This window comes from Moraxella bovis (assembly GCF_002014975.1).
GTDB classification, from domain to species: Bacteria; Pseudomonadota; Gammaproteobacteria; order Pseudomonadales; family Moraxellaceae; genus Moraxella; species Moraxella bovis.
On sequence record NZ_MUXV01000006.1, the window covers coordinates 25,251 to 48,918 of the forward strand.

Genomic DNA, 23,668 nt, shown 5'->3' on the forward strand with positions numbered 1-23,668 from the left:
AAAATTTCCCTTAAAAATTTCCCAACTTAAACATCTTAAAAATCAAACAAACTCTATACTCAGCGAGCTTTTGATGGTAGAATAAGCCATTTTAAAATGCGTTATCTGCCATGAGTATCTTTTCCAAGCTAAAAAGCCTAGCCTGTGCCATCGATGATGATTTGAGTGCGGTGCTAGAACGTGACCCTGCCGCTCGCACCAAGATTGAGATTGCCCTGACTTATCCGGGCATTCATGCTCGCACCTTGCACCGTGCGTCTCACACCCTATGGCAGGCTGACCACAAATTTTTGGCAAGGGGTTTGTCACACTTGACACGCATGGCGACAGGTATTGAGATTCATCCTGCCGCCAAGATTGGCAAACGTCTGTTCATTGACCATGGCATGGGGGTCGTCATCGGTGAGACGGCAGAGATTGGTGATGACGCAACTTTATATCATGGTGTCACGCTTGGCGGGGTGTCATGGGAGAAAGGCACAAAACGCCACCCCACGCTTGGCGATAATGTCGTGGTCGGAGCAGGGGCGAAAATCTTGGGTGGTTTTAGCGTGGGCGACAACGCCAAAATCGGTTCAAATGCCGTGGTTGTCAAGCCCGTCCCTGCAGGGGCGACCATGGTCGGTTCGGCAGCCCGCATGGTTGACAAAAACATCAAAAACACCGAAACAAGCGATGACATCAAAAGCGACACACCCAAGCCTAGCACCCCCGATAAGGGTATCCGCCTAGAATCTACCAATGACGCCAGTTTCAACGCCTATGGGCTAAGCCCAAACAGTGCCGACCCTGTGGCAACGAGTATCGCCAAACTACTCGCTCACATCCAAGCCCAAGATAAGCACATTGAAGCATTGCAAAATGCCATCTGTCGTCTTGACCCTGATTTTTGCAAATCTAATATTGACAACCTTTGCAAAGACGATTTGGCAATCTTGACCGATGATGACAGCAAATAACCATCAAACCCAATATTTACCCCACCCAGTATTCGCCAATTAATTTAGCACACCAACAAACAGGAAACTCTCATGGCATGGCAACAAATTCACCTACAACTGACCAAAGAGCAAGTTGAACTTGCCGAAGCACTGTTTTATGAAGCCGAAGCGGTCTCCATTCTATTAGAAGACGCAGGCGATGAACCGCTGTTTGAGCCCATGCCCGGTGAAGAGCCATTATGGGGCGAGGTGGTGCTGACCGCCATTTTTGACACCAACACCGATGGGCGATTTGACGGCGCCAACTTTGAGAGCCTTGCCCATGACATCGCCGCCGAAGTTGGGGCAAGCCGTGTGTGGCTGTCGGTGCTAGATGATAAGGACTGGACACGTGAGTGGATGACCTATTACAAGCCCATCCAATGTGCTGGCAATCTGTGGATAGTCCCCGAATGGCTAGACGCTCCCGACCCAGACGCTACCAACCTTATCCTAGACCCCGGTCTTGCCTTTGGTACGGGCTATCACGCCACCACTCGGCTGTGCCTTGACTGGCTGACCACGCAGGATTTAACCGATAAAGTCGTGATAGATTATGGCTGTGGCTCGGGGATTTTGGGCGTAGGAGCGTTACTGCTTGGGGCTAAGCAAGTATTGGCGGTGGATATTGACCCCCAAGCGGTGCTTGCTACCCGCCAAAACGCCAAACTAAATGGCGTCGAAGATAAGATGTTGGTATTTTTGCCCGATGAATTTAAGGCTTATCAAGAAACGCACGGCACGCTTGCTGACACCATCACCGCCAACATCCTAGCCAAGCCACTCATTCACTTTGCCCCATTGTTTGCCACCTTATTAAAGGATAAAGGCAATATCGTCTTGGCAGGACTTATTGAGAACCAAGTCGATGATGTCATGACGTCATACCAGCCCTATTTTGACCTTGATACACCTTATCATTATGACAACAGCGAAGACCATCATTGGTATCGTTTATCCGCTATTAAGCACAGCTGAGCGGATTAAAATTGTCAAATGCGTAACAATTTAGTAGGATAAAGAAAAATAGTTTGTACGATTTTTGCAAGTTGTTACTTGCCAATTTCCTATCTTTGCCTATTATTTTACTGGATTTGACAAAAACATGAGCAACCAAACTAAGTGCCCCCATTGCCAAACGACTTATCCCATGCCAGCCGCCAAACTTGGTGACCCCAATGCTCGTGCCAAATGCGGTAAGTGCCAACAAGTGTTTTTTCTAAATGCCAATCTGGTCGGTAGCTCGCCTGCTGTCCAAGCTCAAAGACAGACAAATCCCGCCCCACAACCCCAAGCTCAGACAGCCCAAACAGTGGCACGCTCTGCCCCAACCACTCCCAAACGTACCAAGCGTGTCAAACCCGCACCCACCGAAGGCATGATTCATGACGAGATGGATGGCATTGAAGAGAACAAAACCAAAGCTGTCGCGGGCGTAAGCTTTTCTGATGATGAGTTGGACAGCTTTTTAAAAGACAACATCAGCTTTGCTCCGACAGTCGCCAAAAGCACCAAGGATGAGATGGCGGATAACGAAGGGGAAGAATCTTGGGCTGATGATTTACTCAAAGACACCAAGCCTGTCAACATCACCCAAACCACTAATACCAGCTCTGCCATAAACAACGTCGATTTGGATGCCATCATCCCTGTCGCCACACCCAAACCCAAAAAACCAACCAACATCAAAGAAATCCAATCAAACAAGCCCACCGCTCAACAACTTGCTACCAAAAGATCCTTAGGGTCACAGTTTTTGTGGCTCATTGGGTGTTTATTGCTCGTTGGGCTATTGGTGGCACAATACGCTCTATTTAATATAGATAAACTTGCCAAAAACCCTGAGACTGCCAGCCTTGCTCATACCATCTGCGGAGTTATTCCCTGCAATATTCCATCGGCAGATTTACATGGCTTGGAAATCACATCATCCCTAGAAAATCAAAAAGATGTCATTATTAACATCACCAACAAAACCAATTCCGAACAACTGTTTCCTTACTTACTGGTGCAGTTTAAAGACAGTAGTGGTGTGGTCGTGGGGGACTTTGTGGCGGACACCAAAGACTACCTTGGCGAATCTCAGACCACCTTACTTGCCAATCAGCACAAGCGGATCATGCTTTCAGTGAACCCTACCCCAAAAGCAAGCTCGGTAACAGTTACGCCATTTTATCAACAACTCTAAGTCACCTAGCACCAAGCTAACTTGCTCTGTTAGGTAAAGATTCATCCCATCATTTTGACGGATAAATAACCGCTTTGTAATTATTCATTAACACAAATTAACAACAGGATAATACAGCTTAACATTACAAACATCTCATGACTTGCCAAATTACGGCAATTGTTTTACAATAATTCTAGGAAATACGCCTTCTACCAACAGGTGATTGATAGGTATTGACTAGGGCGTGTTGAACTTTTTTATTTGCAATGAAAAATAGGGGAAATCGCCCGTTTTTCAAGGAAAAAATGCGGACTGATGGCCATTCTATCAGGCAAGTTTTTGACGATAAAAAACCAAATTTAGCCATTTTTCATACAAAAATGTACCTTTATTTCTAAAATATTTCTATATTGTAAATAGTGTTATAAGGGGTAGGCACGCCCTAGCCTACCACTCGTAAGAACAAGGTTAAGTGAGACACAGGAGCTTTTATGATGACCCCCACGCCTCCCATTCAAGAAACCACCCCTCTACACGACGAAGTCAAAAAAGCAGTGGAAAGTTACTTGATGCACCTAAATGGTGAGAATACTACGAGCATGTATGAGATTTTTTTGCATGAATTTGAAAAACCCTTGTTGGTGGCGGTCATGAAGCACACACGCAACAACCAATCCAAAGCCGCTCAAATGCTTGGGCTAAATCGTGGCACGCTCCGCACTAAGCTAAAAACGCATGGCTTATTATAATTTCTAATTTTGCACCCGTCATTTTTTGGCGGGTTTTCGTTTTGTTTTAATCCCACTTTTAATCCTGTTTTATCCACCCTTGTAACCCAAAAAGGTATTTTTATGAAAAAATTCGCCCTACTCTCCGTCTCTGACAAGACAGGCATTGTAGAATTCGCCCAAGAATTATCTGCCTTAGGCTTTGGTATCCTATCCACTGGCGGTACCTTTAAACTTTTGACCGAAAACGGTGTTAATGCCACAGAAGTCTCCGCCCACACCGGCTTTGCCGAAATGATGGACGGACGAGTTAAGACCTTACACCCCAAGATTCATGGCGGTATCTTGGGTCGCCGTGAGATAGATGCCGACATCATGGCAGAGCATGGCATCGATGCCATTGATATCGTGGCGGTGAACCTATACCCCTTTGCCCAAACAGTTGCCAAAGATGATGTTACCATGAGCGATGCCATTGAAAATATTGACATTGGCGGCCCTGCCATGGTGCGCTCATCTGCCAAAAACCACAAATATGTGGGTATCATCACAAGCCCTGCCGACTACACCACAGTCATCAACGAACTAAAAGCAGATGGCAGGCTATCAGACAGCGCTCGCTTTGATTTGGCGGTCAAAGCCTTTGAACATACTGCCAGTTATGACGGCATGATAGCGAGCTTTTTGGGGGCAAGACTACTGGACAAAGGCGAGACATTAAGCGATGATGCCACCGCCAAAACCCAATTCCCACGCACCTTTAACATTCAGCTTAACAAAGCCCAAGAACTCCGTTATGGCGAAAACCCCCACCAAACCGCCAGTTTTTATGTAGAAAGTGGGACAACAGAAGCATCTATCGCCACCGCCAAGCAGTTGCAAGGCAAAGAGTTATCCTACAATAACATTGCCGACACCGATGCGGCCTTAGAATGCGTCAAATCCTTTGCCAAGCCTGCCTGCGTAATTGTCAAACACGCCAACCCTTGCGGTGTGGCGGTATCGCTTGACGGTATTTTAGACGCTTATAACTTAGCCTACGCCACCGACCCTGAATCTGCATTTGGTGGGATTATCGCCTTTAACCGTGAGCTAGACGTGGATACCGCCAAAGCCATCATCGACCGTCAATTTGTCGAAGTCATCATCGCCCCAAGTGTGGCAGACGGTGTACTTGACATTACATCAGCCAAGAAAAACGTGCGTGTGCTGACTTGTGGCGAATTGCCAAACATCAACGAACGCACGCCACAGCTTGATTATAAACGTGTGAATGGCGGTCTGCTTGTTCAAGAGCAGGATTTGGGTATGATTGACAAATTCGACCTAAAAGTCGTTACCAAGGCACAGCCCACCGAGCAAGAGCTTGATGATTTGATTTTTGCATGGAAAGTTGCCAAATACGTCAAATCCAACGCCATCGTCTATGCCAAAAACCGCCAAACCATCGGTATCGGTGCAGGGCAGATGAGCCGTGTGAACTCTGCTCGCATTGCCGTCATCAAAGCCGAACACGCAGGATTGCCTGTTGAAGGGGCGGTTATGGCATCGGACGCCTTTTTCCCATTTAGAGACGGCATTGATAACGCCGCCAACGCTGGCATTAAGTGCATTATCCAGCCCGGTGGCTCTATGCGTGATGAAGAAGTCATCAAAGCCGCCGATGAGCATGGCATTGCCATGGTGTTCACAGGCATGAGACATTTTAGACACTAAAATTAGGACATATCCCAACCAACAATAAACCCCTATCTTGGGGTTTATTTTTTGCTTGTATAATCATCAAACCTCAAAATACACCACCAAAGGGCGTAGAAAGCACGCCTCTACAAAGGCATTTTTCAAGATTTGATAGTAGTCCAAGATTTAACATTGGTGCAAATTGGGGTTAATTTGTTGTATCTTACACCATGCGAATGCTCGGCAAATGCCAATCGTATCGCACCGCCAGCATTCGCACGCCAAACACCACCATCAGCATGGCAAGCTCGCACAGCCACGCCACCACACCTAGTCGCCCCAGCCCCAGATAGGTCAGCGACCCCAAGATACTGGCGGTAATATAAATTTCCTTTTGCAGTACCATCGGCAACTCTTGGCAAATCATGTCTCGCATGATACCGCCTGCGATACTCGTCATCACCGCCATCATCACAGCGATGAGTGGTGTCGCCCCCATTGATAACGCCACCGTCAGCCCAATCACGCTAAATGCTGACAGCCCAATGGCGTCAAACAGCTTTAACACGCCATTCATGCGTGCCGTTGGACGAAAAAACATCTGGCACAGGATTGATGTTATCGTAATGGCGAACACATAATTCAAATCTATCGTCCAAAAGAGCGGGTGCCTATCAAGCATGACATCACGAATCGTCCCACCGCCAATGGCATTAACCATAGATGCCAAAATACAGCCAAACAAATCAAAACCCTTACTAATGGCAAGCATGGTGCCTGCCACCGCACAGGCAATAACGCCAATAAAATCAAGCACATAAATCAAACTTGCCGTATTAATTGGTTGGGCTAACTCTATCATCATAATCATTTTATCATCAAAAAATCGGGTGTGATACCCGATTTTTATTTATAATTTTAAAATAGTTTATATAAATCAATGAGTTATCATTATAAGCCAATTTCGCCGATGAATGGCAAATGGCGGTATTTTTGTTCATAATCCAAACCATAACCCACAATAAAACGGTCTTCCACTTCAAAACCTAAAAATTTTACGTCCATGTCTATCTCACGGCGAGACGGCTTACTGACCAGTGTACAAAGCTCAATGGAGTTTGGCTCACGGGTTTTTAAAATCTCCACAACTTTGGACAACGTACGCCCAGAGTCAATAATATCTTCAACAATCAACACGTCTTTACCACGAATGTCGCCGTCCAAATCTTTTAAAATCTTGACATCGCCACTAGATACCGTGCCTTTAGCGTAGCTAGATGCGGTCATAAAATCAAACTCATGCGGTTTGTCAATCGCTCGGCACAAATCCGCCATAAAAATCACCGAACCACGAAGCAGTCCGATTAAAATCAACTCTTTATCGCTATCAGCATAATGGGCGGTGATTTGTTTGCCAAGCTCGCTTACCTTTTGGGCGATTTCTTCGCTACTAATCATGACGTTTAGATTTGGTATGGTCATAAAACTACCTTTTGGTTTTGTTAAAATTGATTTAAATTTGATGGTATATTGGTGCGTATGCACCCTACCACTCTTGATATTAAAAAGTGAAATAAAATATCACCCACTTATGGAAGTCATCATCGCTGGCGAATATATCGCCCAAACAAAGGCTAAGGCGATTAAAAAAGACAGCACAAGCACCAATAGCCCAATATGCCGTTCTTTTTTAATGATTGCCATAATGCCAATGATTAAATTAAGCTTTGGGATTAGCCAAATGGCTTTTGCTTGGGTGATTGACAGCATAAAAGCTGTATAAGGCACAATCTCGACGCCAAAACTCTCCCACATTCTGAGCAATTTATTTAACTCGTGTGGGTCATAACCGCCAAGCAGATAGATAAACACGCCTTGAACACCTACACATATCAGCAGTAATAGGATAAAAATTGCTTTTATTATCATGCTCGGCTCACAATCAATCAATAACAGGATTTATCGTTGGGATTTTGTTGCTAAATTTAGGGTTAAAGGTCTGCACTTGTGGGGCGGTCGGCAAACCAATATCGGCAAGTTTTTCGCTTACGCCCACTTGGATATTATCGCCTTCAAACAGCCTCTCATCGTCTGTTCGCTCGGTTTTTAGGCTTTCAAAATCAAACAACTCACGGTCGGCAAGCTGGCTTGGGGCGACATTTTGCAAAGCTTTAAACATACTCGCTAGGCGTTTTGGGTGGGCGTTGTCCCACTCACGAAGCATATCATTTATCATCGCCCTTTGTAAGTTTTCTTGTGAGCCACACAGTCCACACGGGATAATGGGGAACTGCTTGTAATTTGCGTACTTGATAATATCCTTTTCGGCAACATAGGCAAGCGGACGGATAAGTACGTTTTGCTTGTCATCGGATAACAGCTTAGGGGGCATGGCTTTTAGGCTTCCGCCATGAAACAAATTCAAAAAGAAAGTCGCCAAAATGTCATCACGATGATGCCCCAGAGCAATCTTGGTCGCCCCAATCTGCTTGGCAAAGCCGTACAGCGAGCCACGTCTTAGGCGTGAGCAAGCCGAGCAGTAAGTTTTGCCCTCTGGCACGACTGATTTTACGATACTATATGTGTCCTTTTCTAGGATATAATGCGGAATGCCTTGTTTGGACAGGTATTCGGGCAGGACGTGCTCTGGGAAATTGGGCTGTTTTTGGTCAAGATTGACCGCCACGATATCAAAGTTAATCGGGGCAATGCGTTTTAAAAACAGTAAAATATCAAGCAAGGTAAAGCTGTCCTTACCGCCTGAGATACACACCATGACAACATCGCCATCTTCAATCATATTAAAATCACGAATCGCCCACGACACTTCTTTACGCAGTTTTTTTTGTAGTTTTTTGAAGCGGGCGGATTTGATGCCGTCATCAAAGTCATGTTCATCATCGCCGTCTGTGTCCGTCTCTCGCTCGCTGTCGGCAGATAAGGCGTGAATGATTTCAGAATGGCTTTCTGCATCGTTTAGGATTTCATCGGTTAAATTTTGGCTATCGGTCATGGCTATTTCTCAAATTTTTTGATTTTGCGTTTAAATTTTTGGGTTGTGGTTTAAATATCGTATTTAAAAAACCGTTCGTGGTAAGCTATGCCTGCCCATAACGGTTTTCCTACCCGCAGGCATAGCTCAGGGCGAACGGAAAACCCATATAAAATTAACTCACGATTTTGGTTTTACCGTATATTTTTTGGGTTTGTCGGATTCATTGGTTTGGGTGTTGTCAATAGGTATGGCAACCAATTTTCCGTCAATCTTTTCATAGCGTACTTTTGGCTTGTCTGACTTAACAGGTTCATTATCATAAAATCTGTCTTTGCCTGTTTGTCTTTTATCAAATGACTTATCAGATTTATCAAATTTTTTATTAAAAGACTTGTCTTTATCAAATGACTTTTTGTCATTATTTTTAAAAGTGTCTTTTTTAAAGCTATCTTTTCTATCATCTTTTTTAAATCGTGGATTATCTGATTTATCTTTAAATGGCTTTTTATCAAAAGATTTTTTAACTTCTCTGTCTTTTGAATGTTTTATATCAGATTTTTTATTACAAACCGTTATTTCATCTTGCCAATCATCATTGACGGCATCAAACGCACTTTCAAATTCATACACTTTCATCATTTGATTTTTGTGCGTGATTTTAAAACTTTGATGGATGGGTTTTTTTAGATTAAAATCTACGCCAATGGTTTTATCGGTGATTGGTGTTACGTCATAACGAGCCTTGACTTCATCGTCTAGCACAAATTTGGTAAAGTTATTGCTAAAATACAGCACGCCATTTGGGACAAGGCGGTTCATGGCACGGCTTATCAGGGCGACATGGTCTCGCTGTACATCAAACGTTCCCTTAAACTTTTTAGAATTAGAAAAGGTGGGTGGGTCAATAAATATCACGTCAAATTGTTCGGTGTTATTTTTTAGCCAGTCAAAGACATCGGTGGCGATGAATTGATATTTTGGCACATCATCCAAGGTCGTGGCGGTCAAATCAAGCCCATTTAGGGCAAAGTTTTGTTTGCCCCAATTTAAATAATTGGCGGATAAATCGACGCTCGTTACCGATTTGGCTCCGCCCATTGCCGAATGCACGCTGGCGGTACAAGTATAGGCAAATAGATTTAAGAAATTTTTGCCACGACTGGCATTTTTTATCATTTCACGAATATTGCGGTGGTCAATAAATAACCCCGTATCCAAATAATCTGTAAAATTCACATACAAATATACCCCATTTTCATGAGCGACATACATTTTTTTATATCTTTGAGTATCGTCTTTGGTGTTTTTGGTATATTGGTCATTGCCCGATTGTCGCATACGGGTTTTTATAAAAATACTTTCACGGTGGACATTAAAAATATCCCGAATGGCGGATAATACCAAATTAAAACGGGTTTTGGCGACATCGGTGGGAATTTGTTTTGGTGGGGCGTATTCTTGGACGTGAATTTTATCGCCATAAATATCAATCGCTACATTATAATTGGGCAAATCAGCGTCATAAATTCGCATATTGCTGATATTGTTTTTTTGGGCGTGTTTTTTTAGATTGATGATATTTTTTTGTAAGCGGTTGATAAATTCTTGGCTATCAGGATTATCAATTTCTTTTTTATTAAAATTGATAATCAATTCATATGCCAAACGGTCGGTTTTGGCAAATTCTACCGCCCCATAACGAAAATACACGGTCAATGCTCCGTTATGGCATTTTAGGGTGTTTGGCTCGGCAATCGGCAGGGTGTCGGCGTGTTCAATGTGGCTTGCCAGCACCGCCATGTCTGCACGCCCCACATGGCGTAAGCCGTCCGCCACGATAAGCCCCAAGCCGTGATACAAGGGCTTGATAAAATCGCTCTCGCCCAGTCGCTCGCCATAAGGGGGATTGGTGATGACAAGTGGATAGGCGGTGGTAAGCTCGCTCAGCACGGCTTTGGCGGTGGCAAGCGGTCGCTGTTCTAGGCGGACGTACTCGGCAATGGGGGCAAGGGCGGACGCTATCAGATTCTTGTGGCAGGCACGCACGGCATGGGCGTCAGCGTCTAGGGCAAGGGCGGTAAAGTCGCCTTTGATAAGGGATTGTTCTAGGTGTGCAAGGTTGGCATGAAAGTCATCTAAGGCTTTACCAGCAAGGGTTTGCCACAGCTCATCATCGTGGTATTGCCAATGATAAAAGCCAAAATCGCTTGCTTTTTTGTCAATGCCCACAGGGTAGGCGGTTTTCATGAGTAGGGCTTCAGTGATGAGCGTGCCAGAGCCACACATAGGGTCAATAATGGCGGTATGCTCGCCCTTGTGCCAGTTGCATTCATAAAGCAACGCACTTGCCAAATTTTCCTTTAAAGGAGCGTCCGTGTTCGCCACACGATAGCCACGGCGGTGCAGGCTTGTGCCTGACAAGTCCAAATACAGCTCGGCAAGCTCACCTGTGGCGTGGGCGTAAATGTGAAAATCAGGGGATTTGTCCACGTTTGGTCGCTCGCCTAATTTTTTGTTAAAGCAGTCGGCGATGGCGTCTTTGATACGCAAGGTGGCAAATTGTTGGTTTACCGACAGGCGTTTGTCGGTGGATAGGCGTATGGCAAAGGTGTTTTCTACGCCAAACACGCTTGTCCAATCATAGCGACTGGCGAATTCATACAAGGTAGTGGGAACGTCTTCGTCAATGACTTTGGTCTCAACCGTGCGGGTGGTTTTTTTGCCGCCACTTTCACGCACTTGGCTCACGGTTTGGGTTTTTTGGCGAAAATAATACTCGCCAATGGGGAGTAGTACACGGCTTGCCACACGGCTATACAGGCAAATTTTGTAAAAGTCGGCAAGCGACACGCCCACACGCACACGCCCTGTCCGCACAATCTGTCCGACCAGCCCAAATAAGTCAAGCTCTATCAATAAGGCATTTTCAAGACCGTCCGCACAGGTGATGACAACATCAAAGGCGGTGGGGGTAAAGTTGGCGAAGGGTAATTTTGGCATGGTGTGGGCTTATTTGATAAGAATTTTGGTAAGGGGTTTGGGTAAACTAATTATTATAGCATAATTTGGGACGGGTATGGTAGTGACAATTGTTGTTTTTGGGGCGGTATTTAGCAGGGTAAATGGGCGAGGCAAAATGATGTTAGTGCGATTGTCAAGATGATTGCTTGTTATTATCAATTTAAATGACAGATAATTGTATAAATAACACCAGTTTATTTAATTAATTGTCACTGCTTTTTTATGGCACTCTCTACATCTTCTTCTTTGTCATTGATATTTTTATCCAATGCTTGATGAATCATTGCCAAGTGTTTTTCTTTATCATCTGAGCGGTTAAATAATATCTCTTGATAAGGATAAGGGGTTTCAAATCCTGCTTCGTCTAAGGCTCGTTTAATACGCTCATTGATGTTTTCTTTGATAATCGGAATACGGGCAACCGATAATGGAGCAACCCAAAAACGCACAATAAAATAAATGGCATATTCGCCCACTTCACTGACGGTCGCCATAGGGGCTGGGTGTTTTAAAATCACTTCATCTTTGCTTAATGTTTTGATGATGATTTCTTTGGCGTGGGCGACATCATCATACAAGCCAATTCTTGCTTTAACATCAAATCTTATCATCTTTTTGGACGTTAGGTTAATCACTTCCGATGATGACATGGTCGAATTGGGAATGATGATAATGATGTTATCACGGTCAAGGATTTGCGTGGCTCGCAGGGAGATTTTAACCACTCGTCCTTCTTTGTCGCCAAGCCGAATCCAGTCGCCCACTTGAAACGACTGCTCTATCAAAATGGTAATGCCCGCGATGAAGTTGGCAAGCGTGCTTTGGGCGGCAAAACCCACTGCCAAACCCACAATACCCAGACCTGCCACCAAGGATACAATATCAAAACCAAACTGGGCGAGTACGCTTGCCAAAGCAAAAACGATAATTAGCACCAAAATCAAGTTTTTGAGCAGTTGTTCAATGGACGCATTGAGTTCATAGTAACGTAACACTCTGGCAACCATTTGCCCACTGGTCGCCCACAGCACATAATAAAACCCCGCCCAAGTCGCCGCTTTTGCCGTTGCCTTAATGGTCTCTGCCTGCGTGCCAATCTGCGTCATCACCGCCAGCAAGCTCGCCACAAACCATGTATAACGCAGTACCGCCCGAGCAATCCAAACATGGCGCTGTGATAGGTGTAGCGGACGGCGACAATGCTTTAATAAATAGACCAACAGCCAATAAAAAAAGCCAATAATCACCAATAAAATCAATATCTTAATGCTAATACTGGCAACAGCCATGCCCCGCTCTGTCCAGTTTAGGGTCTCATCGTCGAGCGAACCGCCAAGCGACACATACACGCTTTGGTACAAATCATTTAGGATTTTTTCAAAAAAATGGGATAGATTCATGAGCTGATGAATGGTCGATGATAAAATGGGCGATGACAACCGATAAATAAACCACATCAACAAAGATGTGGTAGAATAAATAAGGTTTGTGAATTATAACATAAAACCTATGGTGTTAAAAAGGGTTTTAGCCAAATATTGACCCCACAGCCCTTGGATGAGCATAATTGGTTAGGTTTTTAGGATTTTTAACTTAATTTTTTAAATTAAGTGGCCGGTTTGCTTTTGTTTGTCAAAAACTTACTTCATAGAAAACTCACACTTGCGTTTTTTCCTTGAAAAAAACGTGCAACTTTTCTCATTTTTTATTGCAAGTGCAAAAGAAAGGCAAGCCTTGATTTTGCATGAACTTTAATAGACTTCTATGCAAACCTTAACTTTTAAACATACTGCAAAATAAAATCTTTATACATTCAAGCCCTGATATTTTCTAGACTTTAAAAATTTAAAAATTCTGTAAGATCATTTTCGCAGTGGCTTTCTACATATTTTTCTAAAAATGCAATTGCGGTATTTATAAGAACTTGGCTTTAATTTTTCTAAAGAGAAATCTAATAGACCACTTGCGAAATTAAGATTTTATTGGGTTTTTAAAAATTTCAAGCTCAATAAAATAAGGCTTTAAAGACCATTGTTTTTGAATTTCGCAAGAACTCTAATGTATTTTTCATAAAAAAGATTAAATCTTATCTTACTTGCCCACACCCAAAGACAAGCAAACTCCCAACAATATAAAAATAAACCCAGCTTATCACTAAACTGGGTATGGGTAAGATTGCAATAAGTTTTCCCTGCCATTCCTAACGGCGATTTAATTCCTGTCATCCTAGTTTTATCTTGGTTTTACCATTTAATTTTTGTAATTTTTGTGTATTATAAAAATTCTTCCCATCGCTGACCATTGGTAAAATACTTAAAATTTTGTAAGCGATTGCCGACATTTGTGTGAAAAATTATCAGTTTTTATCAGTTTTGCTGATGTTTACTAGAAAATTTATGAAATTTGACAAAAACACTTGCTTTTTTTGTCCAAAAAAGGCATAGTTATGGGTTACAACTTTTTAACAAATCTAAGGTGTTAATTATGACAGATAAATTAACTGTTGGCTTGGTGGGCTGGCGTGGCATGGTGGGTTCGGTACTCATGAACCGTATGCTTGAAGAAGGCGACTTTGACCACATCAATCCTGTGTTTTTTTCGACCAGTAACGCAGGTGGCAATGCCCCAACCTTTGATAACAAAATCCCGACCAGCACCTTAAAAGATGCAAGCAACATCAATGAGCTTGCCAAATGTGATGCCATCATTACCTGTCAAGGGGGCGATTATACCAAGTCCACGCACCCCGCCCTTAGAAAATCAGGCTGGAGGGGCTATTGGATTGATGCAGCAAGCTCACTTCGCATGGAAGACGATGCCATCATTATCCTAGACCCTGTCAATCGTGATGTCATTGATGTTGCCCTAAAAGACGGCAAAAAAGACTTCATTGGGGGCAACTGTACTGTATCGCTTATGCTTATGGCAATTGGCGAACTGTTCCGCCGTGATTGGGTGGAGTGGGTGTCAGCGATGACTTATCAAGCCGCCTCAGGAGCAGGGGCGAACAACATGCGTGAGCTTATCTTAGGCATGGGCGTACTGCGTGATAGCGTGACGGACAAACTTGCCGACCCTGCCTCTGCCATTTTGGAGATTGACCGCACCATATCCACCACTCAGCGTTCGGACGATTTCCCCAAACAGCATTTTGGGGCGGTGCTTGCAGGCAGTCTAATTCCCTATATTGACAGCCAAGTTGACAACGGTCAATCTCGTGAAGAGTGGAAAGGTCAAGCCGAAACCAACAAAATCCTAGGCAAAGAAGAAGACATCATCAGCATTGATGGTATTTGTGTGCGTATTGGGGCAATGCGTTGCCACAGCCAAGCCCTGACCATCAAGCTCAAAAAAGACATTCCTTTGCACGAAATCGAAAAAGCCCTAATCGATAGCAAAAATCCGTGGCTTGATGTCGTCCCCAACAACAAACCCGACAGCATGACACGCCTTACCCCTGTGGCGGTAACAGGTACATTGGGTGTGGCGGTCGGTCGTCTGCGTAAGATGAACATGGGGGGCGAGTATCTGACCGCCTTTACTGTGGGCGACCAGCTATTGTGGGGAGCTGCCGAGCCACTTCGCCGTATGCTTGCCATCATTCAAGGTAGAATTTGATACACGAGCCTACTTGACCAAACCAAATCAGCTCGTTGGCGGTCAAGTGATTTTAATCTTTGCAAATATTGTAAACTTTTGCAAAGATTTTACTACTTGCCCACGTTTTAATACCATATATTTGCAAATTATCAAAATAAGCTAGCATTTTTTGCCATATTTTGTTATAAATATACCATAAAACTGTTTATTGAACAGTCTATTTTTATTCATTATTGACAACCTTTTGAAAGGATAACTATGTCTTGGCATAAAACTCACCGCACTACTTTTATTTATCAAGCAGTGCTTGCTTCGTTGTTTGGTATGGTAAGCCTAAATGCTTCCGCCATGAATCTAGGTCAAGCCAACATCACATCGGCACAACACGAGCCTTTATCTGCCACGATAAATGTTACTAATATTGATGCTGCCAACTTCCACGCATCTGTCGCCAGTAACGACATATACCGCCAAATGGGGCTCAGTCCTGATGCTCAGATTTCAGCAAGTTTTACACCCACGTCAAACAATGCAGGTCAAATTACCCTAACTTCTAATCAACCCATTAGCACGCCTTTTGCTGATGTGGTATTAAACCTAAATAACAACGGCGAGCAAATCATTGAGCCGCAGACGCTACTTATGCCCTTGCCCGCCGCCAATGCTTTCACCCTACCCGAAGACAAAGTAACACAAGTGGTTACCGCTGAGACTCGACCCAACTTACCCGAGACTAGCCCCACCACCAAAACACCTGATGACACCATGTCATTAGACGAGCCAGCAACGCAGGTCATTACCCAAGACATACCTGTGCTTGAACCTGTTCTTACCGCTGTTGGTATCAGCGAAGGTAATATCATCTCTAAAGAAGAAACGGTATTATCTCAAATCACCCCCGAAGGCACTAACAGACAGGTTGACATCCTGACCGAAGAAATCGTTCGTCGTGTATATCCTGCTGGGCAAGTACCGCCCACACCTACCAGCCCAACATTTGACGAGCCATTCATTGCCCAAGACACCACACCAGAGCAGGTGTCGCAACCAAAGCAAGACCATGTGACAACACCTACCGAGTCACAGTCAAGTCAAGCCATTTATGTCGTGCAACAAGGCGATAGTTTATGGAACATTGCTAATGTTATTGCACAGGCAAATAACATGAATGTCAATGAAGTAATGGCCGCGATTCATGAAACCAACCCCGATGCTTTCAATAAAGGCAACATCAACCAGCTCAAAACAAATGCTAACTTAAACTTACCCAACTATCAAGTCATACCATCACAAAAAGCGATTGCCGAAGCTATTGAAGCCAGACGTGCCAGCAAAGAGCGAGCTGTTACTGCAAGACAACCAACAAGTAGAAGTAACACAGCAAGACAAACCAGAAAAGAGACACCAAGACGTGGCAGTCAAGTGACCGCCAAGCCTGCTCAAAAAGCCCTGCCAAAGGCTCAGATGACCTTGGTAACACCCACGCAACAAGGTAGTGCTACAGGCACCAACAACAAACATTCATCCAACACAGCGACAGGTGGCGGTAATTTAGCAGGTACTTTGAAAAATACACGTCAGCAAACTGCCAGTAATGCCAAACGTGTTAACAGTCTAAACGAAGAACTCTCATCAGCTGCTAGAAAAGTTCAACTACAAAATCAAAAACTTGCTGAACTTGAAAGTCGCTTAAAAAGCCTCAAAGAGAAAAAATAATTAACAAAGGGCACTGCCCATTAAGCCTGTATATCAAGCTTAATAAATCGGAGTTATCATGGAAACCATTATTATCGCCATTGGTGCTGTTGTTGTAATTAGTATTGTGGCGTTTTTTGTATTAAAAAAACTACAAGCTCAAAAAACAGAACTGCCTGCCAGTCCACAGGCTCATATCCCTACTCAGCAAACCCCAGTAGCACCCACACCGACAGCAACTGGCAATGATCTTGCCACCGCTGAGGCTCATATCCGCAATCAGAACTACAATGAAGCGATTGCCGAGTTAAAACGGGTGCTAATGACCAATCCCCGTCATAACGGTGCGATGCTAAAACTGCTACAAACTTATGGTGTCACCAAACAATTTGCTGCCTTTAACCAGCTACACCAAAAAATCCATGAGATTGCCGATGGCGAGACCATTCGTGAAGCTGATTTTTGCAAATCGCTATTAGAAGATGAGATAAACAGTGGCGCAGGACAAACACCCGCACCACAGCCCACTCCCGCTCAAACAGCCGCCGTGGTTGCTGCTGTGGCAGTTCCTACGCAAAATCAGACATCTGATGCTTTTGATAATGGCTTAGATTTTGACTTTGAAACACCAGCATCCAAGCCCACACCAAGTGTCACTACCAACACTGACCCATCACTTGACTTTGACTTAGAAACCTTAAATACACCAGCACCTACTGCTGAGCCTACGCTGAGTGGTAGTGACTTTGATTTAGACTTTGACACTCCTGTTCAGCCACCACAGCCTACTGCTGAGCCGACATTAGATTTTGATGATTTCTCCTTTGATGAACCAGCAAAAGAGGTGGTAGCACCTGCACTTAGCAATGAGCCTACGCTTGACTTTGACACCACATCAGATGATTTGATGAGCCTAGATGGCAGCTTAGAGAGTAATTTAGATGTACAATTTAGTCTTGACCCTGCCCCCGCTCCAACAGCGGTAGACAATCAAGCCAATGATGCACTAGATGGTTTTGATTTTGAATTTGAAACGCCAGAGCCTACCCCTGCTGTCAGCGAACAACCCAACTTAGATAACTTAGATTTTGGTACGATTTCATCAAATAAAGTTAATGAACCTGCCATCGAAGATACCTTAGGAGATCTGGGCAATGACTTGGGCAGTGACCTAGACTTTAATTTTGAAGCCACTCCCGAACCCACCCCAACTCCTGCTACACCTGATACAGCGCCAAGTGATGACTTAGCTCTTGATGGCTTTGACTTTGATACTGATGTATCAATCGCCACACCAAAGCCTGTTAATATACCACAAGCAGAAATCAAGCCAGAAACCGAACTGAGTAAGTTTGGCGACTTTGATTTGACATTTAGCACCGAAACCCCATCAGCTCCTTCGGTATACACTACCTCAACTGCTGATTTTGATACTGAACTTACTGCCGAACCTGCCACCAAGCCAGCTCTGACACCAACCATTGACCCCAGTGATGAATTTGCTGATTTTGACTTAGGGTTTAATGAGACTACATCAGCACCTGTGGTTACACCAACTGTTACCCCTACTAGCAGTGCTGATAATGATTTAGGGTTTGGCGATTTGGATTTGGGGGTAGAGTCCACGCCAGCAGTGAGCGAATCTGTACAAGATGATGGCTTGGCATTTGACACTACCGATTTGGCGTTTGACACCACGCCTGTCACTGACATACCAAATGACAGTCTTGATATTGACGGTTTTGATTTTACCGAAACACCTGCCACAATCACGCCAGAGCCAACTCCTGCTTCTGTTTCTGAGCCAGTTACTTCTGTTACACCCGTCACAGCCGTACCAACGCAAACAGCAGGCATTCCATCAGAGCTTGGTTTTGTTGATGAACTGGACAATACCGGCATCACTTTAAATCTTGCCAAACAATATCTTGACCTTGGCGAGTACGACAGTGCCAAACGTCTGCTTGATGAAGTAATACAAACAGGTAATACCACTCAGCAACAAAACGCACGTGAGTTATTAACCCAATTAGTATAATGTCGTAGCTACCAACATATAAGGCATGTCTTACGATGTGCCTTTTTGCTTTTTTGTAAAAACCATGTTATGATTCGCCCAATCATTTTACACTTAGCTTATCATGCTCTATCAATCAGACGACATCCATCTCATTTATGCTGGCGGTACTTTTGGCAGTCATGGCACGCCTTTATCGCCCTTACCCGCCCATGAGTTTTTACCTGTTTTACAAAATTTATTAAACAGCCGATTAGGCAGCAGGCAAGTCATTTTGGATAATGACTGCATCAAAGACAGTAGCACCTTAACTCCGACTGACTTTGCCCATTTTTATGAACTCATCGGTACCGCCCATCAGCAAGGTGCCAGACGATTTATACTGATTACAGGTACGGACACCCTAAGTTTTTTGGCAAGTTTTTTATTTCACGCCTTTACCAATCGCGACTTATCCTTGGTTATTACAGGAAGCATGAATCCACTACTTGTGGCAGATAATCCTACTTATCACATAGATGATACCAGCGATGCTTGGCACAATCTATCAGATGCCATCAATGTCAGCCAAACCCGTCAAGGTGTGTTTGTGCAGTTTTGCCACCAAACCTTTTGGGCGGACAACACTCAAAAAATAGACAGTCTCAATCCCAATGCCTTTTATGGCACACACGTTAGTCATCCAAGCCTGACATTACCCACAATCCGCCCCGAGTCTTTTGACATCATCAAACATCACGCCAATACCGCCAACATCAAAAGCATTTTTTTACTGCCCAATGACACAAACCACATCGCCCAAGAGCTAGCCAACATCAATGACAACACCACCGCTGTCATCCTTATCACCTATGGGGCGGGCAACTTACCCAAAAGTGATGCCATTATCGCCGAGCTTGACCGACTACATAAGCAAAACATCCCTGTGGTATGCACCACCATGTGTCCTTTTCATGGGGTGAGCACCACTTATGCCGCAGGGTCTTGGCAATATGCTCATCATGTGTGGTTAGGGGGTAAATTGAGCATTCCTGCCATCTACGGGCGACTTTTATGGCTGGCGATAAATAACGCTTTATGTTCTGATAACTGGTGATTGGTGATGAGCATGACAATCCACGCCATTGGCATTGAGTTCATTGGCACGCATTATAAAGGTTGGCAACGTCAGCAAGAAGTGGACAGCATTCAAGCCCGCCTTGAATACGCCATCTCCAAAGTCGCCAACGAACCTGTGGAAGTCATCGCCGCAGGTCGCACTGATGCAGGGGTGCATGCAGGTAATATGGTGGCTCATTTTGCCACCACCGCTCATCGCACGCCCCACCAGTGGCTTCGTGGCGTAAACACCCTACTGCCCGACGATATCGCCTTAACGTGGGTTATGCCTATGCCTGATGACTTTCATGCACGCTTTGGTGCCGTCGCTCGCCGTTATCGTTATGTCACCCTAAACCAACCCTATCGCCCTGCCATCTTACGCCATCAAGTCACTCATTTTTATGAACCCCTTGATGTCGATGTTATGGTGCAAGCCAGCCAACTTCTGCTTGGCACGCATGATTTTAGCAGTTTTCGCTCATCCATGTGCCAATCTAACAAGCCCGTCCGAGACGTTCATCACATCCGCCTATTTAAACATGGGGCGTATCTTGTGTTAGACATTCAAGCAGACGGCTTTTTGCACCATATGGTGCGTAATATCATGGGCATGCTGTTTGCCATTGGCACAGGCAGGCTCCACATTGACGCTTTGCCTGCACTCATCGATGCCAAAGACCGCTCACTACTACCACCCACGGCAGATGCGGACGGGCTGTATTTTATCAATGCTTATTATCCTGACAAATTCCAACAACTACTGCCAAAACAGCCTTTGACCCCGTTGTGGCTTGGTTTATTAGAGTAATCCATTGCTATTTTATGTAATTTCTACTATAATACTGCTTTCATTTTTAACTTATCTGACTTATGGCAAAAAAAGACGACATCATCGAGTTTGAAGGCGAAGTCATCGACACGCTACCAAACACCCTATTTAAAGTCCGCCTTGACAACGGACACGAAATCATCGCTCATATCTCAGGCAAGATGCGTAAACACTATATCCGCATTCTGACAGGCGATAAAGTCAAGGTTGAGATGACCCCTTACGATTTATCTAAAGGTCGCATTACTTATCGTGGCAAATAAACCTACCACGCTCGTCTTGCATGGTTTGCACCAAACCAGTTTGATTGTTTATCCGCTTGCCAGATACATTCGGCGAGCGGGTTTTATCGTGCATACACCCACCTATCACAGTCTACGCCAAGACGTCTCGGCACACGCCAAACGCCTAAATGACTACCTGCTCACTCATCATGGTCCCGACAAACCCATCAATCTCGTGGCTCATAGCTTGGGCGGATTGGTGATTCGGCAGTTTTTACACGACTATCCCGCATGGCAAGTTCATCGCTGTGTCTCCCTTGGCACGCCCCATCAAGGCAGTGTTTGTGCCACTTATGTTAAACGCACGCTGTCACCCCTAGTCGGACAGTCCTATATCGGAGCGTTGGACGGCACTTGCCCGAGCGTTCCTAATGACGTGGAATTTGGTGTGATTGCAGGGGATAAGTCCCAAGGCTTGGGTCTGCTGTTTTTGAATTATCACAACCGCCACTACCGCACCCGACATGCCCATGACGGCACGGTATTTGTCCATGAGACCGAACTACCATCTGCCACCGACAGCCTGATTTTACCTGTCACTCATACAGGCATGCTAACCAGCTCTGCTGTTGCCAACCAAGTGGTACATTTTTTGGAATACGGTAAATTTAGACGGGCTTAGCCTATCTGGGGTGTGCTTTTGGCTTTTTAGCTTGCCTTTATCGGTTGCAATTTTAAAAGCTGAGCCACGCCACGTCCCACCGCCTGCCCTGTGGCAAAACATGCCGTCAAAAGATAACCACCCGTCGGGGCATCAAAATCCAACATCTCACCACAGACAAAGACAGCAGGATTAGATTTTAGTTGTAATTCATCAGTTAATGCCGACCGCTTGACACCGCCACCTGTACTAATGGCTTCATCCATCGGGCGAAAACCATCAAACATCATCGGCAAGCATTTAACAAAACTTGTCATGCGTTCGTGATTTGCCCAGTCTGCCCTATGGGTACATTCACGAATTAGGGCAATTTTCACGTCATCCAAGCCGATTTTTCGTAAAATGTTATTCAAAGACTGCTTTTTATTTTTGGCAAATATCTTGGCGATGTCATCTGGCGATTTGTCAGGCAATAAATCCAAATACACTCTTATTCTATCATGACACGCACGCATGGCTTTGTTGTATTTATAAATCAGTCCGCTCTCCATGCCATAATGAGTAATGATGATGTCGCCTTGGGAGACAGGCTCACCATCTGTCCACAGACCTACCCTTTTTAACGGTTTACCAAAAAACTTATCCATGTAAGGCGACCACGACCGCACCACCCCGACATTACTGGCATACAACGGAGTTAGCTCATCATCGGACAGCCATGCCTGCCATGCACCTGTCGCCCCCAATCGCCGATACGAACCGCCACCACACGCCAGCACAATGACATCAAACGTCTGCTCAAACTCCGCCCCATTATGGGCAAATCGCACGGCATTACCATCCATACCCAAGCACTCATGACGATAAAAAATCTGCACGCCCCTTGCCATCAAGCGACGTAACCATGCCCTGAGAAATGCCGATGCTTTCATCTGCACAGGAAAAATCCGCCCACTTGACCCGACATAGGTCTCAATGCCCAGCCCAGCGAGCCAATCTACGACCCACGCATTATCACAGACTTGCAAAAAAGGTGTCAGCCAGTCGGACGGGGTGTAACGCCCCACAAAAGCCGTCATCGACTCGGCATGGCTGACATTTAGCCCTGTCTTGCCTGCCCATAGGATTTTGCGGCCTGCACTTGGCATTTGCTCATAGACACAAATGTCCACATCATAAGCGGACAAATGCTCTGCGACCATAAGACCACTCGCCCCTGCCCCAATGATGGCAACCTTAGGCTTCATCGCTTGGCGACCATGATAAATGTAGGGGCAATGTCTCATCAAAACGGGTGCGATAACCGCCAGGCTTGGTAATGATAAGTTCTTGGCAACGCTCGCCCCGTGCCAAATATTTAATCTCAAAATGCGTGCGTGCCGACATCGGCTCTATCTGCCTTTTGACATAAGGCAGTTGCCATATCTCAGTAAGCAGTCGCTCAGCTTCGTCGATATAGTCGCTAATGTTACTTGCCAAAATAATCTGCCCGCCATCTGCCATCTTGGACAGTAACAGCTCAAAGAATGGCATATTCAAAAAACGCTGGTTTTTGTTTTTGGGTTCGGGGTTGGGGTATAAGATAAAGCAGGTTTGGAGCTGCTTGGGATACACCGCAAAAGCTGTCCACGCAATGGCGTCAGCGTGAATGGCGGTCAGATTGGGCGGATTTGCTATACCTGCCTGTTTGTCAAACGCCCCAAACTTTATGGCAGTGCGTTCTATGGCATATAGGTGTTTATCAGGGTTTTGATGGGCAAATAACAAGGCGTGCTTGCCCTTGCCCGCTCCGATTTCAAGGCAAATGGGTGTATCAGCAATGGGATAAAAATCCCTAGGCGGACGCAAACTGGCTAAATGAAATATTCGGGGGAAATAATGAGATAACGGATTGGATGGCATAAAAATGATGAGTCTAAAAATAATAGAAAATGACAGTTTTTATATACAATACTGTTTTAAAGATA

Annotated in this window: 20 protein-coding genes; 12 read left to right on the forward strand and 8 right to left on the reverse strand. The window is 44.7% G+C overall.

Features of this window, described 5'->3' with window-relative positions; genetic code table 11:
- The first annotated feature begins 110 nt into the window (after window positions 1–110).
- The 5 genes from cysE to purH all read left to right on the forward strand — a co-directional run bounded on the left by cysE (window position 111) and on the right by purH (window position 5,594).
- A complete protein-coding gene (cysE, locus tag B0182_RS01485) occupies window positions 111–959 on the forward strand; it encodes a serine O-acetyltransferase (RefSeq protein WP_078273249.1) in 849 nt (282 codons plus the stop codon).
- A gap of 72 nt (window positions 960–1,031) precedes the next feature.
- Entirely contained in the window at window positions 1,032–1,958 is a 927-nt protein-coding gene (gene prmA, locus B0182_RS01490) for a 50S ribosomal protein L11 methyltransferase (protein WP_078273250.1), read from the forward strand.
- Between the two features lie 127 nt (window positions 1,959–2,085).
- Window positions 2,086–3,168, forward strand: coding sequence for a DUF3426 domain-containing protein (locus tag B0182_RS01495; RefSeq protein ID WP_078273312.1), 1,083 nt, complete (start codon window positions 2,086–2,088; stop codon window positions 3,166–3,168).
- Between the two features lie 473 nt (window positions 3,169–3,641).
- On the forward strand, window positions 3,642–3,899 hold the full coding sequence (gene fis / locus B0182_RS01500) for a DNA-binding transcriptional regulator Fis (protein WP_036387573.1): 258 nt from the start codon (window positions 3,642–3,644) through the stop codon (window positions 3,897–3,899).
- 102 nt (window positions 3,900–4,001) lie between these two features.
- Entirely contained in the window at window positions 4,002–5,594 is a 1,593-nt protein-coding gene (gene purH, locus B0182_RS01505; RefSeq protein ID WP_078273251.1) for a bifunctional phosphoribosylaminoimidazolecarboxamide formyltransferase/IMP cyclohydrolase, read from the forward strand.
- A gap of 187 nt (window positions 5,595–5,781) precedes the next feature.
- Here purH and B0182_RS01510 read toward each other — a convergent pair whose 3' ends face one another.
- The 6 genes from B0182_RS01510 to B0182_RS01535 form a co-directional block, all read right to left on the reverse strand.
- Complete coding sequence (locus B0182_RS01510) at window positions 5,782–6,417, reverse strand: trimeric intracellular cation channel family protein (protein ID WP_410173937.1); 636 nt, start codon at window positions 6,415–6,417, stop codon at window positions 5,782–5,784.
- Between the two features lie 92 nt (window positions 6,418–6,509).
- Complete coding sequence (hpt, locus tag B0182_RS01515; RefSeq protein WP_078273314.1) at window positions 6,510–7,040, reverse strand: hypoxanthine phosphoribosyltransferase; 531 nt, start codon at window positions 7,038–7,040, stop codon at window positions 6,510–6,512.
- A 99-nt stretch (window positions 7,041–7,139) separates the two neighbouring features.
- Window positions 7,140–7,487, reverse strand: a complete 348-nt coding sequence (locus B0182_RS01520; protein WP_078273252.1) for a hypothetical protein — start codon at window positions 7,485–7,487, stop codon at window positions 7,140–7,142.
- A gap of 13 nt (window positions 7,488–7,500) precedes the next feature.
- Entirely contained in the window at window positions 7,501–8,571 is a 1,071-nt protein-coding gene (gene ttcA, locus B0182_RS01525) for a tRNA 2-thiocytidine(32) synthetase TtcA (protein ID WP_078273253.1), read from the reverse strand.
- A gap of 159 nt (window positions 8,572–8,730) precedes the next feature.
- Window positions 8,731–11,553: a bifunctional 23S rRNA (guanine(2069)-N(7))-methyltransferase RlmK/23S rRNA (guanine(2445)-N(2))-methyltransferase RlmL gene (gene rlmKL / locus B0182_RS01530; protein WP_078273254.1), complete on the reverse strand. Its 2,823-nt coding sequence runs from the start codon at window positions 11,551–11,553 to the stop codon at window positions 8,731–8,733.
- A 230-nt stretch (window positions 11,554–11,783) separates the two neighbouring features.
- On the reverse strand, window positions 11,784–12,974 hold the full coding sequence (locus tag B0182_RS01535; protein ID WP_078273315.1) for a mechanosensitive ion channel family protein: 1,191 nt from the start codon (window positions 12,972–12,974) through the stop codon (window positions 11,784–11,786).
- A 1,084-nt stretch (window positions 12,975–14,058) separates the two neighbouring features.
- On the opposite strand from B0182_RS01535, the gene asd reads away from it, so the two are divergent.
- The 7 genes from asd to B0182_RS01575 all read left to right on the forward strand — a co-directional run bounded on the left by asd (window position 14,059) and on the right by B0182_RS01575 (window position 21,722).
- Window positions 14,059–15,192, forward strand: coding sequence for an aspartate-semialdehyde dehydrogenase (gene asd / locus B0182_RS01545; protein ID WP_078273256.1), 1,134 nt, complete (start codon window positions 14,059–14,061; stop codon window positions 15,190–15,192).
- 240 nt (window positions 15,193–15,432) lie between these two features.
- The gene (locus B0182_RS01550) at window positions 15,433–16,890 is read left to right on the forward strand and encodes a type IV pilus assembly protein FimV (RefSeq protein ID WP_078273257.1); all 1,458 of its coding nucleotides are present in this window, start codon (window positions 15,433–15,435) and stop codon (window positions 16,888–16,890) included.
- A 58-nt stretch (window positions 16,891–16,948) separates the two neighbouring features.
- Window positions 16,949–18,907, forward strand: a complete 1,959-nt coding sequence (locus B0182_RS01555; protein WP_078273258.1) for a FimV/HubP family polar landmark protein — start codon at window positions 16,949–16,951, stop codon at window positions 18,905–18,907.
- 103 nt (window positions 18,908–19,010) lie between these two features.
- Window positions 19,011–19,982: an asparaginase domain-containing protein gene (locus B0182_RS01560; RefSeq protein ID WP_078273259.1), complete on the forward strand. Its 972-nt coding sequence runs from the start codon at window positions 19,011–19,013 to the stop codon at window positions 19,980–19,982.
- 6 nt (window positions 19,983–19,988) lie between these two features.
- The gene (gene truA, locus B0182_RS01565; RefSeq protein ID WP_410173929.1) at window positions 19,989–20,795 is read left to right on the forward strand and encodes a tRNA pseudouridine(38-40) synthase TruA; all 807 of its coding nucleotides are present in this window, start codon (window positions 19,989–19,991) and stop codon (window positions 20,793–20,795) included.
- A gap of 62 nt (window positions 20,796–20,857) precedes the next feature.
- Window positions 20,858–21,079 carry a translation initiation factor IF-1 gene (gene infA, locus B0182_RS01570; RefSeq protein ID WP_029102801.1) on the forward strand — a complete coding sequence of 74 codons (222 nt, stop codon included), beginning with the start codon at window positions 20,858–20,860 and terminating at the stop codon, window positions 21,077–21,079.
- Entirely contained in the window at window positions 21,069–21,722 is a 654-nt protein-coding gene (locus B0182_RS01575) for a lipase family alpha/beta hydrolase (RefSeq protein WP_078273261.1), read from the forward strand. Before infA ends, B0182_RS01575 begins: the two co-directional genes overlap by 11 nt.
- Window positions 21,723–21,748: 26 nt before the next feature.
- Here the strand turns inward: B0182_RS01575 and B0182_RS01580 are convergent, their stop codons facing one another.
- Both B0182_RS01580 and B0182_RS01585 read right to left on the reverse strand, forming a co-directional pair.
- Window positions 21,749–22,948, reverse strand: a complete 1,200-nt coding sequence (locus B0182_RS01580) for a TIGR03862 family flavoprotein (RefSeq protein WP_078273262.1) — start codon at window positions 22,946–22,948, stop codon at window positions 21,749–21,751.
- On the reverse strand, window positions 22,938–23,603 hold the full coding sequence (locus B0182_RS01585) for a class I SAM-dependent methyltransferase (RefSeq protein WP_078273263.1): 666 nt from the start codon (window positions 23,601–23,603) through the stop codon (window positions 22,938–22,940). The genes B0182_RS01580 and B0182_RS01585 overlap by 11 nt, the downstream gene beginning before the upstream one ends.
- Window positions 23,604–23,668 lie beyond the last annotated feature (65 nt).

Coding starts and splice junctions, on each gene's coding strand:
- cysE (WP_078273249.1), top strand. CDS start 111: ATGAGTATCTTTTCCAAGCTAAAAAGCCTAGCCTGTGCCATCGATGAT.
- prmA (WP_078273250.1), top strand. CDS start 1,032: ATGGCATGGCAACAAATTCACCTACAACTGACCAAAGAGCAAGTTGAA.
- B0182_RS01495 (WP_078273312.1), top strand. CDS start 2,086: ATGAGCAACCAAACTAAGTGCCCCCATTGCCAAACGACTTATCCCATG.
- fis (WP_036387573.1), top strand. CDS start 3,642: ATGATGACCCCCACGCCTCCCATTCAAGAAACCACCCCTCTACACGAC.
- purH (WP_078273251.1), top strand. CDS start 4,002: ATGAAAAAATTCGCCCTACTCTCCGTCTCTGACAAGACAGGCATTGTA.
- hpt (WP_078273314.1), bottom strand. CDS start 7,040: ATGACCATACCAAATCTAAACGTCATGATTAGTAGCGAAGAAATCGCC.
- B0182_RS01520 (WP_078273252.1), bottom strand. CDS start 7,487: ATGATAATAAAAGCAATTTTTATCCTATTACTGCTGATATGTGTAGGT.
- ttcA (WP_078273253.1), bottom strand. CDS start 8,571: ATGACCGATAGCCAAAATTTAACCGATGAAATCCTAAACGATGCAGAA.
- rlmKL (WP_078273254.1), bottom strand. CDS start 11,553: ATGCCAAAATTACCCTTCGCCAACTTTACCCCCACCGCCTTTGATGTT.
- B0182_RS01535 (WP_078273315.1), bottom strand. CDS start 12,974: ATGAATCTATCCCATTTTTTTGAAAAAATCCTAAATGATTTGTACCAA.
- asd (WP_078273256.1), top strand. CDS start 14,059: ATGACAGATAAATTAACTGTTGGCTTGGTGGGCTGGCGTGGCATGGTG.
- B0182_RS01550 (WP_078273257.1), top strand. CDS start 15,433: ATGTCTTGGCATAAAACTCACCGCACTACTTTTATTTATCAAGCAGTG.
- B0182_RS01555 (WP_078273258.1), top strand. CDS start 16,949: ATGGAAACCATTATTATCGCCATTGGTGCTGTTGTTGTAATTAGTATT.
- B0182_RS01560 (WP_078273259.1), top strand. CDS start 19,011: ATGCTCTATCAATCAGACGACATCCATCTCATTTATGCTGGCGGTACT.
- truA (WP_410173929.1), top strand. CDS start 19,989: ATGAGCATGACAATCCACGCCATTGGCATTGAGTTCATTGGCACGCAT.
- infA (WP_029102801.1), top strand. CDS start 20,858: ATGGCAAAAAAAGACGACATCATCGAGTTTGAAGGCGAAGTCATCGAC.
- B0182_RS01580 (WP_078273262.1), bottom strand. CDS start 22,948: ATGAAGCCTAAGGTTGCCATCATTGGGGCAGGGGCGAGTGGTCTTATG.
- B0182_RS01585 (WP_078273263.1), bottom strand. CDS start 23,603: ATGCCATCCAATCCGTTATCTCATTATTTCCCCCGAATATTTCATTTA.